General features: G+C 72.3%; 16 protein-coding genes and 1 pseudogene. 10 read left to right on the top strand and 7 right to left on the bottom strand.

What is annotated here, in order from left to right:
• Nucleotides 1-15 precede the first annotated feature (15 nt).
• Nucleotides 16-1,122 (bottom strand): alpha/beta hydrolase-fold protein, encoded by a 1,107-nt coding sequence (locus tag AB0937_RS34765; RefSeq protein ID WP_366717581.1) that lies wholly within the window; start codon nucleotides 1,120-1,122, stop codon nucleotides 16-18.
• Between the two features lie 93 nt (nucleotides 1,123-1,215).
• On the opposite strand from AB0937_RS34765, the gene AB0937_RS34760 reads away from it, so the two are divergent.
• The 3 genes from AB0937_RS34760 to AB0937_RS34750 are packed head-to-tail and all read left to right on the top strand — an operon-like array spanning nucleotide 1,216 to nucleotide 3,567.
• Entirely contained in the window at nucleotides 1,216-1,428 is a 213-nt protein-coding gene (locus AB0937_RS34760; RefSeq protein WP_366717579.1) for an MbtH family protein, read from the top strand.
• Nucleotides 1,429-1,435: 7 nt separating this feature from the next.
• Nucleotides 1,436-3,010: an amidohydrolase gene (locus AB0937_RS34755; protein WP_366717578.1), complete on the top strand. Its 1,575-nt coding sequence runs from the start codon at nucleotides 1,436-1,438 to the stop codon at nucleotides 3,008-3,010.
• 32 nt (nucleotides 3,011-3,042) lie between these two features.
• Nucleotides 3,043-3,567, top strand: coding sequence for a GNAT family N-acetyltransferase (locus AB0937_RS34750; RefSeq protein WP_366717576.1), 525 nt, complete (start codon nucleotides 3,043-3,045; stop codon nucleotides 3,565-3,567).
• Here AB0937_RS34750 and argB read toward each other — a convergent pair.
• The 3 genes and pseudogenes from argB to AB0937_RS34735 all read right to left on the bottom strand — a co-directional run bounded on the left by argB (nucleotide 3,554) and on the right by AB0937_RS34735 (nucleotide 6,446).
• Nucleotides 3,554-4,336 (bottom strand): acetylglutamate kinase, encoded by a 783-nt coding sequence (gene argB, locus AB0937_RS34745; RefSeq protein WP_366717608.1) that lies wholly within the window; start codon nucleotides 4,334-4,336, stop codon nucleotides 3,554-3,556. The two genes, AB0937_RS34750 and argB, sit on opposite strands and share 14 nt — an antisense overlap.
• Nucleotides 4,337-4,583: 247 nt before the next feature.
• Nucleotides 4,584-5,030 (bottom strand): annotated as a pseudogene (locus tag AB0937_RS34740) (MBL fold metallo-hydrolase); the annotation flags it as partial.
• 60 nt (nucleotides 5,031-5,090) lie between these two features.
• Nucleotides 5,091-6,446, bottom strand: coding sequence for a dipeptidase (locus AB0937_RS34735; RefSeq protein ID WP_366717574.1), 1,356 nt, complete (start codon nucleotides 6,444-6,446; stop codon nucleotides 5,091-5,093).
• A 190-nt stretch (nucleotides 6,447-6,636) separates the two neighbouring features.
• On the opposite strand from AB0937_RS34735, the gene AB0937_RS34730 reads away from it, so the two are divergent.
• Nucleotides 6,637-7,878: a geranylgeranyl reductase family protein gene (locus tag AB0937_RS34730; protein ID WP_366717572.1), complete on the top strand. Its 1,242-nt coding sequence runs from the start codon at nucleotides 6,637-6,639 to the stop codon at nucleotides 7,876-7,878.
• Nucleotides 7,879-7,930: 52 nt separating this feature from the next.
• Here AB0937_RS34730 and AB0937_RS34725 read toward each other — a convergent pair whose 3' ends face one another.
• Nucleotides 7,931-8,380 (bottom strand): nitroreductase family deazaflavin-dependent oxidoreductase, encoded by a 450-nt coding sequence (locus AB0937_RS34725; protein WP_366717570.1) that lies wholly within the window; start codon nucleotides 8,378-8,380, stop codon nucleotides 7,931-7,933.
• A gap of 170 nt (nucleotides 8,381-8,550) precedes the next feature.
• Here AB0937_RS34725 and AB0937_RS34720 point away from each other — a divergent pair, with 170 nt between their 5' ends.
• From AB0937_RS34720 to AB0937_RS34710, 3 genes are all read left to right on the top strand, one after another.
• The gene (locus AB0937_RS34720) at nucleotides 8,551-9,243 is read left to right on the top strand and encodes a TetR/AcrR family transcriptional regulator (protein WP_366717568.1); all 693 of its coding nucleotides are present in this window, start codon (nucleotides 8,551-8,553) and stop codon (nucleotides 9,241-9,243) included.
• Nucleotides 9,244-9,340: 97 nt separating this feature from the next.
• Nucleotides 9,341-10,573, top strand: a complete 1,233-nt coding sequence (locus AB0937_RS34715; protein ID WP_366717566.1) for a sensor histidine kinase — start codon at nucleotides 9,341-9,343, stop codon at nucleotides 10,571-10,573.
• Nucleotides 10,570-11,235: a response regulator transcription factor gene (locus AB0937_RS34710; protein WP_366717564.1), complete on the top strand. Its 666-nt coding sequence runs from the start codon at nucleotides 10,570-10,572 to the stop codon at nucleotides 11,233-11,235. Before AB0937_RS34715 ends, AB0937_RS34710 begins: the two co-directional genes overlap by 4 nt.
• Here AB0937_RS34710 and AB0937_RS34705 read toward each other — a convergent pair.
• Together AB0937_RS34705 and AB0937_RS34700 are read right to left on the bottom strand one after the other, a co-directional pair.
• The gene (locus AB0937_RS34705; RefSeq protein WP_366717562.1) at nucleotides 11,196-11,480 is read right to left on the bottom strand and encodes a DUF6332 family protein; all 285 of its coding nucleotides are present in this window, start codon (nucleotides 11,478-11,480) and stop codon (nucleotides 11,196-11,198) included. The genes AB0937_RS34710 and AB0937_RS34705 overlap by 40 nt on opposite strands.
• Nucleotides 11,481-11,488: 8 nt before the next feature.
• Complete coding sequence (locus tag AB0937_RS34700) at nucleotides 11,489-12,427, bottom strand: methyltransferase domain-containing protein (protein WP_366717560.1); 939 nt, start codon at nucleotides 12,425-12,427, stop codon at nucleotides 11,489-11,491.
• A 112-nt stretch (nucleotides 12,428-12,539) separates the two neighbouring features.
• Between AB0937_RS34700 and AB0937_RS34695 the strand changes: the two genes are divergently transcribed.
• From AB0937_RS34695 to AB0937_RS34685, 3 genes are read left to right on the top strand one after another with little or no spacing between them, the layout of a single operon-like run.
• Nucleotides 12,540-13,535, top strand: a complete 996-nt coding sequence (locus tag AB0937_RS34695) for a branched-chain amino acid ABC transporter permease (RefSeq protein WP_366717558.1) — start codon at nucleotides 12,540-12,542, stop codon at nucleotides 13,533-13,535.
• A gap of 10 nt (nucleotides 13,536-13,545) precedes the next feature.
• Nucleotides 13,546-14,538: a branched-chain amino acid ABC transporter permease gene (locus tag AB0937_RS34690; RefSeq protein WP_366717556.1), complete on the top strand. Its 993-nt coding sequence runs from the start codon at nucleotides 13,546-13,548 to the stop codon at nucleotides 14,536-14,538.
• Complete coding sequence (locus tag AB0937_RS34685; RefSeq protein ID WP_366717554.1) at nucleotides 14,528-15,418, top strand: ABC transporter ATP-binding protein; 891 nt, start codon at nucleotides 14,528-14,530, stop codon at nucleotides 15,416-15,418. Before AB0937_RS34690 ends, AB0937_RS34685 begins: the two co-directional genes overlap by 11 nt.
• Nucleotide 15,419 lies beyond the last annotated feature (1 nt).

Genomic DNA, 15,419 nt, shown 5'->3' with positions numbered 1-15,419 from the left:
CCGCCTCGCACACGACTACGCACCGAGGGCCCAGCCGACATCCCTGAGCAGCGCATGACGCCACCCCGCCCGGTCATGCCCCGACGCGGACCGGGACACCCGCACGGTCGCCCCGGCCCGCTCCACCAAGCCCTCGGCCGCCTCACAGTGGGGCAGCATCCGCGTCTCGTGTTCCCCCACGTCGAACGCGACGCGCAACCCTGACAGATCGGCACCCTCACGCAGCCGGTCGGCGATCGCGCCGCCGACCGGCCCACCCAGCGGATCGGACGACTGCGGAGCATCCGGCGTCCACCAGAACGACCCCGACTGACAGGCGACCCGCGACACCAGCCCGGGGAACTCCAGCGCCGCGTACACCGCACTCAGCCCCCCGAGACTCTGCCCGGCGACCACCAGCCGCTCCGGGTCGGCCGGCACTCCCGACTGGGCCACCAGCGGCAGCAGTTCGTCGCGCACTGCCTCCCACAGCCCGGGTCGGCACGTGAACTCGGCGACCCGGTCCTTCGCCGGCAGGAACACCAGCGTGACCGGCGGCATCTCACCCGCCGCCACGGCCGAGTCGAACGCGGTCACGGCCGGATGCAGATACATCCAGTCGTCCCCGTCGAGCAGCAGTACCACCGGTCCGCCACCCCCTGCCGGATGGACCCGCACCGTACGCCGCCCGCCCAGCCGCTCACTCGCCCAGCGGATCCGCGCCCGCGGCACGGGCAGCACCGCATCGGCTCCGAGGAGGGGCCAGTGCGGCTGCTCCGGGGCGTCCGGGGTCGCCGCGACGGACCGGTCACCGCCCGCGCCGTCCGGGTTGAACGGGTCGGCATGCGACGCCTCTCCCGCCAGGAACCGGTACGTCACCCGCAGTCGCGCGGGCAGGCGCACCTCGGCGTACCAGCAGTCCGAGTCGGCCCAGCGCCGCAGCGGCACCGGCTCCGACCAGCTCTCGAACTCGATCGTGACCGGCGACGGACCGCGCCACAGGAACAGCGTCCGCCAGCCGCCCTCACCGTCCGGTACCGACGCCGGCGCTCCCACCCCGGCCCAGAACCCGTCCGTGCCGGGCGTGCCGGACAACCCGAACCCGGTGAACACGTCCTCCCCGCCGGCCGCGGCCACGTGCATGAACGTCTCCTTGTGAGAGGGAAGGGCCAAAGGCTAGGCTCCGTCAATTAGGCGAGCCTAACCTAATCTTGGCCCTCCGAGGAGGCAGCACGCATGAGCACCAACCCCTTCGACGACAAACAAGGCCGTTTCCTGGTCCTGGTGAACGACGAGGACCAGCACTCCCTCTGGCCGTCCTTCGCCGAGGTGCCCGGGGGGTGGAAGATCGCCTTCGCCGAGAACACCCGCGAGGCCTGCCTGGAGTACGTCGAGACCCACTGGACGGACCTGCGCCCCCGGTCACTCGCCACGGCCCAGGACGCCTGATCCGCCGATGCTGTGCACCAGGCTGACCAACGCCCGTTTCCTCACCATGGATCCGGACCATCCGGTCGCGCACGACCTGGGCATCCGGCAGGGCCGGATCGCGGGCCTCGACGAGGCCGTGACCTCCCTGCCCGCCCTGGAGGTCGTCGACCTCCAGGGCGCCACGGTGCTGCCGGGGTTCATCGACGCCCATGTCCACCTCGCCTGGACGGGGTTCAAGCAGAACACCCCGAGCATCGCAGGCCTCACCCGCGTCGACGACGTGCTCGCGGTCGTGGCCGAGGCCGTCGCCCGCACCCGCGCACCCGGCGACTGGGTGAGCATCGCCGGCTACGACCAGCGTGCGCTGGGCCGCCATCTGACGGCCGCCGACCTGGACCGGGTCAGCGAGGGACGCAAGCTCTACCTGCTCCACGACTCCGGCCACGGCTGCGTGGTCAGCACCGCGGTGCTGGACCTGCTGCCCGCCGGCACCCCGCACGAGAACGGCTTCCTCGCCGAGCGGGCCATGGGCGCCGCCCGCGCCCTGCGCCTTCCGTACTCCCAGGAGGACCTGGCCGAGGCCATCGGCCGCGCGGCCCGCACCTGCCTCGCCGAAGGCGTCACCGCCTGCGCCGAAGCGGGCATCGGCGGCACCCTCTTCGGTCACAGCCCCGTCGAACTCGGCGCGTACCAACTCGCCCGCGACCATGACCTGTTGCCGCTGCGCGTACAGCTCATGGTGTCGGCCGACCGGCTGCGCCCGGTCACCGCGCACGAGGCCGACGGCATCCCGCGCGCCCTCGACCTCGGGCTGCGCACCGGGTTCGGCGACGACCGGCTCAGCGTGGGCGCGCTGAAGATCTGGACCGACGGCGGAATGATGGCCCGTACGGCCGCACTCACCAGCCCCTACGAAGGGCTCGACCACGCCGGGCAGTTGCAGGACGACCCGGAGGTCCTCACACAGCTGATCGTGGACGGCCATCTGGCCGGCTGGCAGCTCGCCGTGCACGCGATCGGCGACCGGGCGGCCGACGTCGCCCTGGACGCGATCGAGCGCGCCCAGCGTCTGCGGCCCCGCCCCGAGGCACGCCACCGCATCGAACACGCCGGGCTGATCCGCCCCGACCAGCTGCCGCGCCTCGCGCGACTCGGCGTCAGCGCGGTCGTCCAGCCCGGTTTCCTGCGGTACTTCGGCGACGACTACGCCTCGGTCATGGGCGCGGAGAGGGCGCCCTGGCTGTACCGGGGCAGGGCCTTCCTGGACCACGGCATCCCCCTCGTCGGCAGCTCCGACCGGCCGGTCGCCGACGGATCGCCCCTGCGCGCCGTCCAGTTCATGGTCGAACGTGCCTCCCTCTCCGGACGGCTCATCGGTCCCGGCGAGGCCGTCACCGTCGACGAGGCCCTGCACGCGTACACCGTCGCCGGCGCCCACGCCTGCCACTGGGAGGATCGTCTGGGCAGCCTCACCCCGGGCAAACTCGCCGACCTGGTCGTCCTCGCCGACGACCCCCGGCGCGTCGACACCTCGCGCATCGGCGACATCGAGGTCGTGGAGACGTACCTGGACGGCCGCCCGGTCCGTGCGCGCGGCTGATTTCCGGTCCGACGCCCGAGGGAAGGAACCCCTTGTCCACGGCCCTGCCGCGCCCCGCCGCACTGCCGCACCCCCGTGTCGCACCGGCACCCCCCGTGCGCACCGCCCGTCCGGACGAGGCCGCCGCCCTGGCTGCCCTGTCCCGCCCCTTCGTGCGCTCGGGCGCGCTGCGCGACCGTCCCGTCTCGCTCTACACCGCCCGAGCGGCCGACTTCCTGGTGCTCGAAGCCGCGGACGGCACACTCGACGGCTGCGTGGGCCTGCGCGTGTACCCCGGGGACGTGGGACGCGATACCTGCGAACGCCCGGGCGTCGTCTACAACTTCTGCGTGGCGGCGCACCGGCAGGGGAGCGGAGCGGGAGCGAGTCTCTTACGTGCCGTGCTGGCCACGGCACGGGCCCACTCGCTCGACGCCCTGTTCACGGCGACCACCACAAGCGCCGGACTGTTCCTGCGCTACGGATTCACGCGCACGACGGCACGTCAGGCGCCGCCCACCTGGGCGGACTCCCTCGATCCGCGGCGTGGTGCGCAGGTCCTGGTCAGGACGTGGTGACCACGTCGGGCACCACCGTGGTACCCGGTCCCGTCCCGGCGAGCACACTGTGCAGCACCGCGTGCGGCACGCGCCCGTCCACCACGTGCGCCGCGCGCACCCCGCCGCGGACGGCCCGCAGGCAGCCCTCCATCTTCGGCACCATCCCGCCGGCCAGTCCGGGCAGCAGACCGTCCAGGGCACGTGCCGTCAGACGGTCGATCACCTCGGTGCTGCGCGGCCAGTCCGCGTACAGCCCCGCCACGTCGGTGAGCATCACCAGCCGCTCGGCGTCGAGGGCCACGGCGAGGGCCGCGGCCGCCAGGTCCGCGTTCACGTTGTAGATCTGACCGTCCGCGCCGCGTGCTACGGGGGAGACGACGGGGATGTGCCCCTGTTCCACCAGGGCGCGCACCATGACCGGATTGACGTTCACCACGTCACCGACGAGACCGATGTCCACGGCTCGGCCGTCCACCCGGGCCGTCCGCCGCACGGCGGTCATCGTGTGCGCGTCCTCCCCGGTCAGTCCCACCGCGTAGGGACCGTGGGCGTTGATGTGACCGACCAGCTCCCGTTGGACGCGACCCGTCAGCACCATGCGCACCACGTCCATGGTCTCGGGCGTGGTCACCCGCAGCCCTGCCTCGAAGCGGCTCTCCAGGCCGAGCCGGTCCAGCATCGCGCTGATCTGCGGCCCGCCGCCGTGCACGACGACCGGACGCAGGCCCCTGTGCCACAGCTCCACGACGTCCCGGGCGAAGGTCAGCTGGAGATCCGCGTCCACCATGGCGTTGCCGCCGAACTTGACGACGACCACCTGGCCCCGCCGCTCCTGGGGCGAGGGAAGTGCCGGGGCGGACGGATCCCCTTCTCGGGGTGCGGTCACGGTCACGCGGTCACTCCGTTTCACGGCGGGGCCGGGCAGGCCCGGGCCGGGGGAGCTCAATTTAGCTTAGGCTAACCTCAGTTGGGAGTGGCTGCGGGTTCTTGGCGCAAAAGCTACTGCGCCGCGGAGGGTGCCACCGCCCTTGCTGCACGACCCGCGCCCCGCCGCCCACGTCCAGCACGTCGCCGTCCGACACCTCGGTGACCTCCCGCGGCCGGGTGACGTCACCCTCGGGCAGGAGCTTCACCGCCCGCTCGTGCAGGGGTCGCTCCCAGTCCTCGAACGCCGGGGCCGGGCCCGGGGCATCGCCCCGCACGGTGGGCGCGTCCAGCCGGTGGACCAGCACCTCGGCACCGCCCAGCGCGGCGAACTCCGCCGCCCCGCCCGCGTGGTCCTCGTGGAAGTGGGTGAGCACGATCCGTCGTACGTCACGAGGGTCGCGGCCGAGGGCGGTCACCGCCTCGGCGATCCGCGTGCCGGAGCCCGCCGGGCCGGCGTCGACGAGGGTCAGTTCGCCGCCGTCACACCACAGGTAGGCCTGGCCGACCGGGAAGCGCAGCAGGTGCAGACGGGGGAGCAGCTCGACGACGTCCATGGGACGACCGTAGGAAGGCCCCCGTCCGTGGACGAGGGCCTTCTGCTGTGGGAAGAGCGGTCAGCTCGCCGCGTAGTTGCGCAGGAACAGGGCCTCCGCCACCGACAGCCGCTCCAGTTCCTCCGGGGACACGCTCTCGTTCACCGCGTGGATCTGCGCCTCCGGCTCGCTCAGCCCGATGAGCAGGATCTCCGCACGCGGGTAGAGGGCGGCCAGCGTGTTGCACAGCGGGATGGAGCCGCCCTGCCCGGCGTACTGCATCTCCTGGCCCGGGTAGGCCACCGCCATCGCGGCCGCCATGGCCTGGTACGCCGGGCTGGTGGTGTCGGCGCGGAACGCCTGGCCCTGGCCGACCTGCTCGGTGCTCACCCGCGCCCCCCACGGCGTGTGCGACTCCAGGTGCGCCTGGAGCAGCTTGGCCGCCTCGCCCGCGTCCACGCCCGGCGGCACCCGCAGGCTGATCAGCGCGCGGGCACTGGCCTGCACCGACGGGGTGGCGCCGACCACGGGCGGGCAGTCGATGCCGAGGACCGTGACGGCGGGGCGCGCCCAGATGCGGTCGGCGACCGTCCCGGACCCGATCAGCCCGACTCCGTCCAGCACCTTGGCGTCCTGCCGGAACTGCTCCTCGTCGTACTGCAGTCCTTCCCAGCCCGCGTCGGCCGAGAGTCCCTCGACGGCCGTCGAGCCGTCCTCGGCGCGCAGCGAGTCCAGCACGCGGATCAGCGCGGCCAGGGCGTCCGGCGCGGCACCTCCGAACTGGCCCGAGTGCAGATTGCCCGCGAGCGTGTCGACCTGGAGGCGCAGCATGGTCATGCCGCGCAGGGTGGAGGTGACGGTCGGCAGGCCGACGCGGAAGTTGCCCGCGTCGCCGATGACGATCGTGTCCGCCTCCAGCAGCCCGGGGTGCTCCTCGGCGTACCGCTCCAGACCGCCGGTGCCCATTTCCTCCGAGCCCTCGGCGATCACCTTCACGTGGACGGGCACGCCGCCGTTCGCCTTCAGCGCGCGCAGCGCCAGCAGGTGCATCACCAGGCCGCCCTTGCAGTCGGCGGCCCCGCGCCCGTACCAGCGCCCGTCCCGCTCGGTCAGCTCGAAGGGCGGGGTCGTCCAGGCGGCCTCGTCCAGCGGCGGCTGCACGTCGTAGTGGGCGTAGAGCAGGACGGTCTTCGCGCCCTCCGGGCCGGGCAGGTACCCGTAGACCGACTGCGTGCCGTCGGGGGTGTCCAGTACGGCCACGTCCTCGAAGCCCTCGGCGGTGAGCGCGTCGGCGACCCAGCGGGCGGCGCCCTCGCTCTCGCTCCGCGGGAACTGGTCGAAGTCCGCCACCGACCGGAAGGCCACCAGTTCGGTGAGCTCCTCCTTCGCCCTGGGCATCAGCGAGGCGACGGTCTCGGCGACCGGATTCGACGACATGGGCACGCTCCTCGTGGGTGCGACGTTGTAAGGATGCGTACCTCTCGGTACGCGTGATCGTGTGGCGCGGGCGCGTCCCCGTGTAAGGGCCACCCACGCCGCCGATCCTCCCACAGCGGCCTGCGGTGACCGCCGCCGTAGGATGCGGGAGACAGCGGCAGGCGGCTTTGATCGGGAGCAACAGACCATCGTGAGCAGCGAGAACACTTCGGCGGACGACGTGCGGCAGGTGTGGGACGTCGTCGTGGTGGGCGCGGGACCCGCGGGCGCTTCGGCCGCGTACGCGGCGGCGGTGGCCGGCAGACGCGTGCTGTTGCTGGAGAAGGCGGAGCTGCCCCGGTACAAGACGTGCGGCGGCGGCATCATCGGCCCCTCGCGCGACGCCCTGCCGCCCGGCTTCGAGCTGCCGCTCAGGGACCGCGTGCACGCGGTGACGTTCTCCAGCAACGGCCGCTTCACGCGCACGCGCCGCTCCCGGCAGATGCTCTTCGGGCTGATCAACCGGCCCGAGTTCGACCAGCAGCTGGTCGAGCACGCGCAGAAGGCCGGCGCCGAGCTGCGCACGGGCGTCACGGTCCAGCGGGTCGAGCAGCACGGCTCGGCGGTGCCGGACCGGCGCACGGTCGCCGTGGTCCTGCAAGGCGGCGAGGTCGTGCTCGCGCGGGCCGTCGTCGGGGCGGACGGCAGCGCCAGCCGGATAGGGGCGCACGTCGGAGTGAAGCTGGATCAGGTCGATCTCGGTCTGGAGGCGGAGATCCCGGTACCGGACACGGTCGCGGAGGACTGGAAGGGCCGGGTGCTCATCGACTGGGGCCCCATGCCCGGCAGTTACGGCTGGGTCTTCCCCAAGGGAGACACCCTGACGGTCGGAGTGATCTCGGCCCGGGGCGAAGGCGCCGCGACGAAGCGGTACTTGGAGGAGTTCATCGGCCGGCTGGGCCTCGCCGGTTTTGAACCGAGCATCTCCTCGGGGCACTTGACCCGCTGCCGCGCCGACGACTCCCCGCTCTCGCGCGGGCGGGTGCTGGTCTGCGGTGACGCCGCGGGACTGCTGGAGCCGTGGACCCGTGAGGGCATCTCGTTCGCGCTGCGTTCGGGCCGGCTCGCGGGGGAGTGGGCGGTGCGCATCGCCGAGGCGCACGACGCCGTGGACACGCGGCGGCAGGCTCTCAACTACGCGTTCGCGGTCAAGGCCGGCCTCGGGGTGGAGATGAGCGTCGGCAAGCGGCTGCTGACGGTGTTCGAACGCCGGCCGGGGCTGTTCCACGCGGCGCTGACGGGCTTCCGCCCGGCGTGGAAGGCGTTCAAGGAGATCACGCAGGGTTCGACGTCGCTGGGCGAGATCGTCCGCGCGTACCCGATGGCCCAGCGGGCCCTCACCGCGCTGGATCGCCGTCCGGCCGCAGGTGGCGAGGCCGGTTCGGCGGACTGATCGGAGGCTCGCCGCGCACTGTGATCGGCCCTTCACCGTGGTCTGCGCGTGGTCACCCCTTCATCGTGATCTCGAAGACGGGGTGGTCGGGTGCGATGCGGCGCAGCTGGTCGTCCGGGGAGTCGGGGCCGACGCCCTTGAAGAAGACCCCCACCTCCGCCTTCCAGCGCTTGAGGTAGGCGCGCAGGATCGGGGTCTTGTCGTCGTCGCCCACCTCGGCCGCGGTGAAGGCGTCCACCCGCGTGCCGAGGCGCAGTTCGCCGCCGCCCGCGGCGCGCATGTTGTGCGTCCACTGCACGTGACCGCGGGGGGCGACCAGGTACTGCCTGCCGTCCAGGGTGAGCAGATTGACCGGCGTGGTGCGCCACTGGCCGCTCTTGCGGCCACGGACGGCGAGGACGCGGGAGCCCCAGACAGTGATGCCGCGGCGGGTCAGCCAGGCCACGAAGCGGTTGAAGACGTTGACGGTGAACCAGCCGGGCTTCTGGACGTGCGTGGACATGGGGTCCCCTCGTCTGCGGTGAAAACGGTGCTCTCTTTTGTGAGCACTGCTCTCGCTTTCTGGTGTCAGTCTGCACGAGGTGGGGCTGCCCATGCAAGAGCGCTGCTCACTTTTATGTTCACCGCTCTCATTTGTGTGCACTGCTCTGTTTCCGTGGGAGACTCCCCGTCATGAGCACCGCACACGGCGCCCGTGCCCGGGCGAGGATCGAAGTCACGGCGGCCATCAAGGACGAGGCACGCAGACAGCTCGCGGCGGAGGGCGCGGCCCGGCTCTCCCTGCGGGCCGTCGCCCGTGAGCTCGGCATGGTCTCCTCCGCGCTGTACCGCTACTTCCCCAGCCGTGACGACCTGCTGACCGCACTCATCATCGACGCCTACGACTCCCTGGGCGAGAGCGCCGAGGCGGCCCACGAAGCACCGGCCGACCCCTGCGAACGCTGGATCGCGGTCTGCGCCGCGGTGCGCGCCTGGGCACTGGACCACCCGCACGAGTACGCGCTGATCTACGGATCGCCCGTCCCCGGCTACACGGCCCCCGACGCCACCGTCCCGGCCGCGGCCCGCGTCGGCCTCCTGCTCATCGGCATCGCACGCGACGCCCACGAGGGCCCGGGGCTCGAACGGCCCGCGCTGCCGGCCGGCCTCCGCCCGGAGGCCGAACGGATGGCCGCCGACCTCGCTCCCGATCTCCCGCCGGAGACCGTGACGGCACTCGTCGCGGCCTGGGCCCAGTTGTACGGACTGGTCGGCTTCGAGCTGTTCGGCCAGTTCAACCGGGTGGTGGAGGACCGGGAGACGTTCTTCCTGCACGCGGCGGGGCAGCTCGCCCGGGGGGTGGGACTGGTTCCCGGGCCCGCGTAGGGCACGGATCCCGTGGCGGGCGTACGTCCCGGGGAGTACGCGTGATCACCACGCCGGGGTGACGCGGCGGCGGGTGTGCGGCGTCTAGCGTGGCCGTATGGACGAGCAGCGTGCGCGGGGAGGTCCGCCGCAGTGGTGGCGGCACGGGCCCGCGTGGCGGGACCGGTGGGAGGGACGTGAGCCGCGGTGGCCCTGGCGGTCCACGGCCCTCGTGACCGTGTTCGTCCTGGCAGGGTCGAACGTCGCCGCCCACGGACAGCAGGGCGAGCGGGCGGAGCTGGACCTCTTCGCACGGGCGCTGCTGCTGGTGGCCTGCGGGGCACTGCTGTGGCGCAAGCGCCATCCGGTGGCCGTCGTGTTCGGCACGGCGGCCGCCGTCATGGTCTACCTGGGGGCCGGGTATCCCTACGGGCCGGTGCTGTTCACCGTCGCCCTGGCCTGCTTCAGTGCCGTCGTCACCGGGCACCGCCGGGCGGCGTGGGCCGCGATGGGCATGCTCTGGGCCGGCCACGTCCTGGTGGCCCACTGGCTCTTCAGGTGGCTGCCGCCGCCCGGGGACTCCGCCGTGCCCTGGGGTGAGGAGATCGTGGTCGCCACCTGGGTGGTGGCCGTCGCGGCGGTGTCGGAGCTGTTCCGCGTCCGGCGCGAACAGTGGGCCCGGGAACGGGCCGAGCGCGCCGAGGCCGCACGGCGGCGGGCCGACGAGGAGCGGCTGCGCATCGCGCGGGAGCTGCACGACGTCATCGCGCACAGCATCTCCGTCATCAACGTGCAGGCGGGGGTCGGCCTCGCCCTGCTCGACACCGACCTCGAGCAGGCCCGCAGCGCCCTCACCACGATCAAGGACCAGAGCAAGGAGGCGCTCGGCGAGGTGCGGCAGGTGCTCGACACCCTGCGCGCCCCCGGCGCCGCACCCCGCGCCCCCGCGCCCGGACTCGACCGGCTGCCCGAACTGGTCGAGCAGGCCGCGGGCGCGGGCCTCACGGTGGACGTCCAGGGCAAGCCGCCGCGCCTCGCCCCCGGCACGGACCTGGCCGCCTTCCGGATCGTTCAGGAGGCCCTGACCAACGTCGTGCGGCACTCGGGTTCGAGGCACGCGCGCGTGCACCTCACGCACGAACGGGACCTGCTCCGGCTGCGGGTGGACGACGACGGACCGGCGACCGGCGCCGACGCGGGCGGCAGTGGCAACGGGCTCGCCGGGATGCGGGAGCGGGCCGCCGCCCTGGGCGGCACGATCGAGGCGGGCATCCGCCCCGACGGAGGCTTCCGGGTGCTCGCCGTGCTGCCGCTGTCGGCATCCGCGAGCACGAAACAGGAGGACCGGTGATCCGTGTACTGCTCGCCGACGACCAGGCACTGGTGAGGGCGGGATTCCGGGCTCTGCTCGACGCACAGCCCGACATCGAGGTGGCGGCGGAGGCCGCCGACGGTGAGGAGGCCGTGCGCCGGATCCGTGAACTGCGGCCCGACGTCGTCCTGATGGACATCCGCATGCCCGTCCTCGACGGCCTCGCCGCGACCCGGCAGATCACCGACGACGCCGGCCTGCGGGACGTCAGGGTCGTCATGCTCACCACCTTCGAGCTCGACGAGTACGTCTTCGAGGCGATCCGCTCCGGTGCCTCCGGCTTCCTGGTCAAGGACACCGAGCCGGAGGAACTCCTGCGCGCGGTGAGGGCGGTGGTCGCGGGTGACGCGCTGCTGTCGCCGGGCGTGACGCGGCGGCTGATCTCCGAGTTCGCCTCCCGTTCCAAGGAACCAACCGAGGCCCAAGCACTGGGCCGGCTCACCGAGCGGGAGCGGGAGGTGATGGCGTTGGTGGGAATGGGCCTGTCCAACGAGGAGATCGCCCGGCGCCTGGTCGTCAGCCCGCTCACCGCCAAGACGCACGTCAGCCGCACGATGGTGAAGCTCGGCGCCCGCGACCGCGCCCAACTGGTCGTGCTCGCCTACGAGTCGGGGTTGGTGCGGCCGGGCTGGCTGGGCTGATCCGCGGTCCGGAACCGGACCAGGACGCTGACGACCCGTGCGGCGAAGAGGACCGGAGCGAGCACCGCACCGGCGCGCAGCAACAGGCGCTCGGCCGTGTCCGGCAGATCGAAGAGCAGCGCGGGCCCGGCCACGGTCCCGAACACCACCGCCGCGGCGAAGGCCGCACTGCACAGCGCGTACCCGATCTCGACGGTGATCGCGTCGCGATCACCCTGACTGCGCCGTCCCCCGTGACTGGTCATACGGCGAGTCAAACAGGAGGGCGCCCGGCGGGCAAGCGTCCCGCCGCGCGCCCTCGGGAGGCGGGTTTGTCGAGGACATACGCCGTGTAGCGAGTGACGCGCCCGATGGCCCGGTGAGCCCGGACGACCGTGATGACCTCGTCCCAGTCCTGTGCGTCGAGTGTTCTGAGGCCGGGCCACCGCACGCACAGGGCCTCGCGGCCGGCCCGGGTGGACGCGGCGCCGACGAACAGGGCACAGAGCTGGGCCGCCCTGTGGAGTACGGGGGTGGTCCAGTCGAGGATCCGGCGCGTGGTGAAGCCGGCGGCGGAAGCCATCAGCGGGTACCGCTCGTACGGTTCGATGTCGACGAAGCGCCAGGTCCCGCGTACGAGGCCGTTCGGGTCGAGGGACCCGATCGGCTGATCCGTACCGGACGTGACATCCGCGAGGACGAGCCGGCCTCCTGGGCGGAGCAGCCGGAAGCTTTCACTCAGGAACGACCTGCGGCCCTCGTGGCCGAAGTGGAAGGCGGCCTCCAGGCAGTGCACCCGGTCGAAGGAACCCTCCGTCAGCGGGATCTCCGCCGCCCGCCGCGGCAGAGCCGTGGCGTCGGCGACGGCGAAGCGAGCGCTGTCGCCGAAGCGGCGACGCGCCTGGTCGATCTGCGCGGGCTGGACGTCCACCCCCAGCGCCCGGCACCCCGCGGCACCCAACCGCGCCGTGGTGTCACCGCGACCGCATCCGGCATCCAGGACGAGCTGTCCGGGCCGGGCGTCCAGCAACGCCAGCGACCGGCGAGCCAGCCGGCGCTGAAAGGGCACCGGCCCGGTCAGGACCACGAGCGGCAGGGTGGGCAGCGTGAAGTAGCCGACGTCGAGCAGGCTGTCCCAGCCGAGGTGGCGCAGCACCCGGAAGAGCACACTGTCGTCGCTGTACGCACTCGCGAGGTCCCCGCTCTCACCCATCCGGCATCCTCCGTTCCGTGGCTGCCCACACCGGGCCCACTGTCCGTGTCACCGCCCCGACCTGCGCCTACACTGAGCCCATAAGGGACGTTCGTGACGTACCGGAACCACCGTGCGCTATCAGCGGATGCTCGTGACGGGCCTCGCCCTGGTCCTCGTGATGGCGCCCGCGATCTCCGCGCGGGCCCAGGGTGAGGAAGTCCCGCGCGGCCCCACCTTCGCCGCGCGCGCCCTGCAGGCGCTGATCGACGGAATCCAGTTCGGGGTGATCATCGCGATCACATCGGTCGGGCTCTCGCTGATCTTCGGCACCATCCACCTGATCAACTTCGCACACGGTGAGTTCGTCACGATCGGCGCCACCTTCGCGTTCTTCCTCAACGCCTCCGCGGCCGGGCCGGGCTGGCACCTCATCCCCGCCACCCTCGCCGCGGTGGCATTCGGCGCCCTGCTGGGCGGGGCGGTCGAGCGCGGCATCTGGCGCCCGCTGCGGGCCCGGGGTACCGGGTTGATCAACATGTTCATCGTCACCATCGGGCTCTCGCTGCTGCTGCGCCACGTCGTACTCGTGCTGTACGGAACACGGCCCGCCTCCTATGTCCAGTACGACATCCAGAGCACGATCGGTATCGGGCCGGCCGGCATCACCCCGCGGGACCTCACCGTCACCCTGCTCTCCGTCCTGGTGCTGCTCGGCATCGCCGCGCTCCTGCAGAAGACACGGATCGGCACGGCCGTGCGGGCCGTCTCCGCCAACCGTGACCTCGCGGAGGCATCGGGCATCGACGTGCAGCGGGTGGTGCTGTTCGTGTGGATGCTCGCCGGCGGACTGGCCGCCCTCGGCGGGGTCTTCTTCGGCCTGGTCGAGATCGTCACCTGGGACATGGGCTTCAAGCTCCTGCTGCTCATGTTCGCGGGGATCATCCTGGGCGGCCTCGGCTCCGCCTACGGTGCGATGGTCGGCAGCCTCGTCATCGGCGTCGTCGCCCAGATGTCCACCCTGTGGTTCCCGGTCGACCTCCAGTACGCCTGGGCGCTGCTCGTCCTCATCCTCGTCCTCCTCGTCCGGCCGCAGGGCATCCTCGGCCGGGCCGAACGCGTCGGATGAGGGGTGCGCCATGGACTTCTCCGCCATTCTCTCCGACGCCCTGCGCTCGGGAATCGGCCCCATCGCCGCCGTCTACGCGCTCGCCGCGATGGGGCTGAACCTGCACTTCGGCTACACGGGCCTGCTGAACTTCGGCCAGGTCGGTTTCATGCTGGTCGGCGGCTACGGGCTCGCCGTCACGGTGTCGACGTACGACGGCCCGATGTGGCTCGGCGTCCTGGGCGGAGTCGCCTGCGCGATCGTGCTGGCCCTGCTGCTCGGCCTGCCCACCCTGCGGCTGCGCGCCGACTACCTCGCCATCACCACGATCGCGGCGGGGGAGACGCTAAGGCTGTTCTACCGCTCCAGCTGGGCCGAGCCGGTCACCGGCGGGGTGTTCGGGTTGCAGCGCTTCGCGAACGACTTCTACGCGCTCAACCCCATCGAGCCCGGCACCTACGGCGTGTGGCTCGTGAGGTTCGGTGCTCGCGACCTCTGGGTGATGATCGTCGGATGGGCGCTGGTGCTCGTCGTCGGAAGCCTGCTCGCCCTGCTGATCCACAGCCCCTGGGGCCGTGTCATCCGGTCGATCCGTGATGACGAGGTCGCCGCGCGCAGCCTCGGCAAGAACGTCTACGCGTACAAGATGCAGAGCCTCGTGCTCGGCGGCGTCATCGGGGCGGTCGCGGGCATGATGCAGGCGATCCAGGTGCAGTCCGTGAACCCGGACAACTACGACCCGGCCGTCACGTTCTTCCTGTACACGCTGCTCGTGCTCGGAGGTGCCGGGCGGATCCTCGGGCCGGTCGTGGGCTCGATCCTGTTCTGGTTCGTCCTCAGCTTCCTCGACAGCGCGCTCCGCCAGGCCATCGACGCCGAGTACATCTCCCCGGACCTCATCAGCACGTCGGAGGTCGGCGCGGTGCGCTTCGCCCTGGTCGGCGTCGCCCTGATCCTGCTGGTCGCGTTCCGGCCGCAGGGCATCCTCGGCAGCCGGAAGGAGATGTTGCTCAGTGGCCGCTGACCCTGCCGCGTCCCACCCGGGCCGGCTCTCCGCGATCGATCCCGGGCCGGGGGTGCGCAAGCCCGATCCCCTGCTGGTCCTGGACCAGGTGACCCGCACCTTCGGTGGCCTCGTCGCCGTGCGGGTCGAGCACCTGGAGGTGCAGCGCGGGGCCATCACGGCGCTCATCGGGCCCAACGGCGCCGGCAAGACCACGTTGTTCAACGTGGTGAGCGGGTTCGACCGGGCCGACGGCGGCCGGTGGTCGTTCGACGGGGAGCCGCTCACCGGCGCCCCGGCGTACCGGGTGGCGCGGCGCGGAATGGTCCGTACGTTCCAGCTCTCCAGGGCGCTCGCCCGGCTCACGGTGCTGGAGAACCTGCTGCTCGCCGCGCCCGGGCAACGCGGCGAGCGGGTGCTGCCCGCGCTGCTGCGGCCGCTGTGGCGCGGCCAGGAGCGGGAGTTCGAGCGCCGGGCCGACGAACTGCTGGACCGGTTCCGGCTCGGGCCCCTGCGCGACGACCACGCCGGCACGCTCTCCGGTGGCCAGCGCAAGCTGCTGGAACTGGCCCGCGCGCTGATGACCCGGCCGGCCATGCTCCTGCTCGACGAGCCGATGGCCGGGGTGAACCCCGCGCTGACCCAGTCGCTGCTCGGGCACATCACGCGGTTGCGGGACGAGGGGCTGACGGTGTGCTTCGTCGAGCACGACATGGACGTGGTGATGGGCATCAGCGACTGGGTGGCCGTCATGGCCGACGGCCGCCTGGTGGCCGAGGGCCCCGCGCACACGATCGGCCGGAACGCCGCCGTCGTGGACGCCTACCTGGGCAAACGGCACGACGAGCCGGAGGCGACCGAGGAGAAGGAGAAGGGGAGGGAGAAGGGGAAGGAGGAGTAGC

Source organism: Streptomyces sp. NPDC047880 (genome assembly GCF_040706515.1).
GTDB lineage: Bacteria > Actinomycetota > Actinomycetes > Streptomycetales > Streptomycetaceae > Streptomyces.
Note: the sequence above shows the minus strand (reverse complement) of the source record. Positions and strands in the feature narration are given on the sequence as shown.

Excerpts from the sequence above, each read along its gene's own strand:
- AB0937_RS34765 (WP_366717581.1), bottom strand. The coding sequence starts at position 1,122 with ATGCACGTGGCCGCGGCCGGCGGGGAGGACGTGTTCACCGGGTTCGGG.
- AB0937_RS34760 (WP_366717579.1), top strand. The coding sequence starts at position 1,216 with ATGAGCACCAACCCCTTCGACGACAAACAAGGCCGTTTCCTGGTCCTG.
- AB0937_RS34755 (WP_366717578.1), top strand. The coding sequence starts at position 1,436 with ATGCTGTGCACCAGGCTGACCAACGCCCGTTTCCTCACCATGGATCCG.
- argB (WP_366717608.1), bottom strand. The coding sequence starts at position 4,336 with ATGGTGGACGCGGATCTCCAGCTGACCTTCGCCCGGGACGTCGTGGAG.
- AB0937_RS34735 (WP_366717574.1), bottom strand. The coding sequence starts at position 6,446 with ATGTCGTCGAATCCGGTCGCCGAGACCGTCGCCTCGCTGATGCCCAGG.
- AB0937_RS34725 (WP_366717570.1), bottom strand. The coding sequence starts at position 8,380 with ATGTCCACGCACGTCCAGAAGCCCGGCTGGTTCACCGTCAACGTCTTC.
- AB0937_RS34720 (WP_366717568.1), top strand. The coding sequence starts at position 8,551 with ATGAGCACCGCACACGGCGCCCGTGCCCGGGCGAGGATCGAAGTCACG.
- AB0937_RS34715 (WP_366717566.1), top strand. The coding sequence starts at position 9,341 with ATGGACGAGCAGCGTGCGCGGGGAGGTCCGCCGCAGTGGTGGCGGCAC.
- AB0937_RS34705 (WP_366717562.1), bottom strand. The coding sequence starts at position 11,480 with ATGACCAGTCACGGGGGACGGCGCAGTCAGGGTGATCGCGACGCGATC.
- AB0937_RS34700 (WP_366717560.1), bottom strand. The coding sequence starts at position 12,427 with ATGGGTGAGAGCGGGGACCTCGCGAGTGCGTACAGCGACGACAGTGTG.
- AB0937_RS34690 (WP_366717556.1), top strand. The coding sequence starts at position 13,546 with ATGGACTTCTCCGCCATTCTCTCCGACGCCCTGCGCTCGGGAATCGGC.